Genomic DNA, 3,849 nt, shown 5'->3' on the forward strand with positions numbered 1-3,849 from the left:
GGACGGGCTGCGCGAGGTGGACTTCGGCGACTGGGAGGGCCTGACCTTCGCCGAGGTGCAGCAGCGCTACCCCGACGACCTCGACGCCTGGCTCGAGGCGCCGGCCGAGGGGGCGCCACCGCCGGACGGGGCCGGGGCGTGGGGCGTGCCCGTACCGGAGGGGCGCGGGGAGCCGGACTCCGCGCCGCGGCCCTTCGGCTTGTTGCCGCCGTTGCCGTTGCCGTTCCCGTTGCCGCGGTTGCCGTCGCGGTCCTCGCCCTCGCCCTGACCGGCGGTGTGCCCGCCCGGGCCCGGGGAGGGCTGCGCATACGCACCACCCGACCCCAGCAAGGTCACGGCGATCAGGACCGCCGTACCGAAGAGCCCTGCGGCCGTCCCCCTGCGGCGGTTCCCCGCCCCGACCCCTGCTGCCACCGACCGGCCCCTTTCCTGAGCACTCACTCCCGTAGGAGACACTTGGATTCTGTCAGTCCCTACCTTGGAGGAACCGTTGGAGTTCGACGTCCTTATCGAAATCCCGAAGGGCTCTCGTAACAAGTACGAGGTCGACCACGAGACCGGCCGTCTGCGCCTGGACCGGATGCTCTTCACCTCGACCCGCTACCCGGCCGACTACGGCTACGTCGAGGGCACGCTCGGCGAGGACGGCGACCCGCTGGACGCGCTGGTCATCCTGGACGAGCCCACCTTCCCGGGCTGCCTGATCAAGTGCCGCGCCATCGGCATGTTCCAGATGACGGACGAGGCCGGCGGCGACGACAAGCTGCTCTGCGTCCCGGCGACCGACCCGCGCTGGGAGCACCTGCGGGACATCCACCACGTGTCGGAGTTCGACCGCCTGGAGATCCAGCACTTCTTCGAGGTCTACAAGGACCTGGAGCCCGGCAAGTCCGTCGAGGGCGCCAACTGGGTCGGCCGCGCCGAGGCCGAGGCCGAGGTCACCGCGTCGATCAAGCGTCTGGCGGAGTCCGGCGGCCACTGAGCCGTCGAGCGCCGATCTCGTTCTTCCAGGGCAGTTCGGGGCAGGCCGCGACAGTCGAAGGCCGGGGTGTGCGGAGCGATCCGCGCGCCCCGGCCTTCGCCGTTCCCGAGCTCGTCGCGCCGTCGCGCCGTCGCGCCGTCGCGTCACCGTTCCGCTGCGCCGCCGTTCCATCGCGTCATCGTTTCGTCGTACCGTGGCATCGCCGGTTTTGCCGACAAGCTGTCGGTATAACGTTGACTTAGGTTAGGCTAACCATAACAATCGGGAGCGATCCCGAGCCCTGGAGGCCTGCATGACCAGCCCCGACGAGCAGCCCGTCCCGTTCTCCACCGTGCTCCGCACCGCCAGCGCCGAGGAGCACGAGGCGGCCGAGCAGTCCTCGTTCATGAGCCGACTGCTCGGCGGTCACCTCGGGGTCGCCGCCTACGCCGACCTCACCGCCCAGCTCTGGTACGTATACCGGGCGCTGGAGGGGCGGGCCGAGGAGCTCGCCGGGCACCCGGTGGCCGGGCCGTTCATCGACCGGGCCCTGCTGCGCACCGCCGCCATCGAGCGGGACCTCGCCCACCTGCGCGGCCCCGACTGGCGGGACGGGCTGGCCCCGCTGCCGGCCACCGCCGCGTACGTGGCCCGGGTGGAGGAGCTGGCCGCCGAGTGGCCGGCCGGGTACCTCGCCCACCACTACACCCGCTACCTGGGCGACCTGTCGGGCGGTCAGATCATCCGCGGGATAGCCGAGAAGACCTGGGGCTTCGCGCGCAAGGGCGACGGGGTGCGGTTCTACGTCTTCGAGGACATCGACAACCCGGCCGCCTTCAAGCGGGAGTACCGCGCCAGGCTGGACGCCGCCGGACTCGCGCTGGACGACATCGAGCGGCGCCGGGTGGTGGAGGAGTGCAAGCGGGCGTTCGTGCTCAACGGCGCCATCTTCCGGGACCTGGACGGGCGTTACCCGCTGAGCGCGTGATCGCCCTGTGCGCGGGCCCCGCGGTGTGAACGCCCCGCGGTGTGAACGCCCCGCCGCGGGGACGTCTCCGCGGGCGGCACCCGGAAGGCCCCGGCGAGCGGTCGAACCGCCCGCCGGGGCCTTCCGGGTGCCGGGGATCAGACCCGGACCTCGCCACGGCGGCGGACCAGCGCGGTGGCGCCCCCGCCGAGCAGCAGCAGTCCGGCGGCGGTCGCCAGCAGCGGCACCACCGGGGCGTCCGCGCCGGTGGACGCGAGCAGCCCGCCACCGGAGGTGGTCAGGGTCGCGCCGCCGGCCGTACCGGCGCCCGAACCGCCCGCCGCGCCGCCGGTGACGGTTCCGGAACCGGCCGGGCCCGTCGGCAGCCGGGCGTCCTTGTCGAAGGCCAGCCGCACGGTCACCGGGTCGAGCGCCTCGCCCGCCCGGTACTGGGCGAAGGCGGCCACGCCGTCGGCGGTCAGCTTCGCCGGGACGGCGGAGAGGGTGACCACGCCGTTGACGGGCGCGGGCCGCAGCCCGGTGAGGTCCAGCTCGGCGATCCGGACACCGGTGAGCGTGGTCACCCCGCCGTCGCGGGACTTGGCGGAGACGTCGGCGGTCAGGAAGGCCCCCGAGCGGTCGATGCTCACCCCGAGCCTCGCCAGCGTGGTGTCCAGCTGGTACCCGCCGTCGGCCCCGGGGTGGCCGAGGAAGCGGACCGAGCCGGTGAAGCCGGCCGTCACGGCGTGGGTGGCGGTGTCGTACGCGCCGCTCGCGCCGCCGAAGCGGTAGTCGGCCGCCCCTCCGCCGAACTCCACCTTCCCGTGGGCCAACGGGCCCTCCACGTACCGGCGGAAGCTCTCCTTGACCGACCACTCCAGGGTGCCGTTGACGATCGGGAGGCGCCCGCCCGCGGTGGGGCCCTGGGTCGCGGTCGGGCTGCCGGTCGCGGTCGGCGAAGCGGTGGCCGTCGCGGACGGGCCCGCGGTCGGCGAGGCGGTGGCGGAGGTGGTCGCGGTCGGGCTCGTGGTCGCGGTGGCGGAGGCCGTGGACGTGGCGGTGGCCGTCGCCGTGGACGTGGCGGTGGCTGTGGCCGTGGCGGAGGCGGACGGCGAGGCGGTGGCCGACGGGGTGGCCGGGCTCTGCTTCAGCAGCAGCGCGAGCGGGTCCATCTCCGCCCCGGCCTGGTAGAAGCCGGCGAACGCCTTCGCGCCCTGCTCGGTCAGCCTGGCCGCGGTCGCCGCCCCGGTGGTGGTGTCCCGGCCCACGGTGAAGGTCACCAGCGGGACGTCGTCCCGTCGGGTGGTCTCGGTGGCGCCGATCGACTCCTTGGCGGCGGTGTCGGCGGTCAGCGTGCCGGTCGTCCCCGAGGTGGTGATCCGCAGGTCGCTCAGCGCGATGTCCAGCCCGCCGTGGTGGGCGGTGAACCGGACGCCACCGGTGAAGGAGGAGTCGAGCGTGTGGGTGCCCAGGTCGTACCGGGCGCTCGCCAGGCCGAAGCGGAAGCTGCCGTCCGCGTTGGTGGTGGCGCCGCCGCTCAGCTCCACCGCGCCCGCGCCGACCGACCCGGTCACGTAGGAGCGGAAGCTCGCCTTCACCCCCCAGTCGAGCGAGCCGCTGTCATACGTGACGATGGACGGCCCGCCCGCGCCGAAGGCGGTCGCGGGCAGGCCCACGGCGGTCAGGGCGAGGCCCGCGGTGACGGCCGCGAGGGCGGCGAGCCGGGTGCGGTTGCGGCTGCCCGCGGGCATGGCGGTGCTGCGTGACATGGTGTCGGTACTCCGTTCGGTGATCGGTGAGGTGAGAGCCCCGGCCGGGTGAGCACGCCGGGGTGAGAGGGCCGGGGTGGGCGCCGGTCAGGCCGGGTCGACCGGTCCGCCCCGGGTGCGGCGGCGGTGGGCCAGCAGGCCGGCCCCGGCCG

At 74.3% G+C, this 3,849-nt stretch carries 4 protein-coding genes; 3 read left to right on the top strand and 1 reads right to left on the bottom strand.

From position 1 onward, the window contains the following. The 3 genes from ACWEQL_RS41560 to ACWEQL_RS41570 form a co-directional block, all read left to right on the top strand. Positions 1-268, top strand: a 268-nt coding sequence (locus tag ACWEQL_RS41560) for a histidine phosphatase family protein (RefSeq protein ID WP_452156691.1), incomplete at its 5' end; no start/stop codon positions are given. A gap of 222 nt (positions 269-490) precedes the next feature. After that, positions 491-982, top strand: coding sequence for an inorganic diphosphatase (locus ACWEQL_RS41565; protein WP_452156697.1), 492 nt, complete (start codon positions 491-493; stop codon positions 980-982). A 292-nt stretch (positions 983-1,274) separates the two neighbouring features. After that, entirely contained in the window at positions 1,275-1,949 is a 675-nt protein-coding gene (locus ACWEQL_RS41570) for a biliverdin-producing heme oxygenase (RefSeq protein ID WP_452156693.1), read from the top strand. A 137-nt stretch (positions 1,950-2,086) separates the two neighbouring features. Here ACWEQL_RS41570 and ACWEQL_RS41575 read toward each other — a convergent pair whose 3' ends face one another. Next, a complete protein-coding gene (locus ACWEQL_RS41575) occupies positions 2,087-3,697 on the bottom strand; it encodes an HtaA domain-containing protein (RefSeq protein WP_452156695.1) in 1,611 nt (536 codons plus the stop codon). Between the last annotated feature and the right edge of the window lie 152 nt (positions 3,698-3,849).

It is taken from the genome of Kitasatospora sp. NPDC004240 (assembly GCF_053603215.1).

Excerpts from the sequence above, each read along its gene's own strand:
- ACWEQL_RS41570 (WP_452156693.1), top strand. The coding sequence starts at position 1,275 with ATGACCAGCCCCGACGAGCAGCCCGTCCCGTTCTCCACCGTGCTCCGC.
- ACWEQL_RS41575 (WP_452156695.1), bottom strand. The coding sequence starts at position 3,697 with ATGTCACGCAGCACCGCCATGCCCGCGGGCAGCCGCAACCGCACCCGG.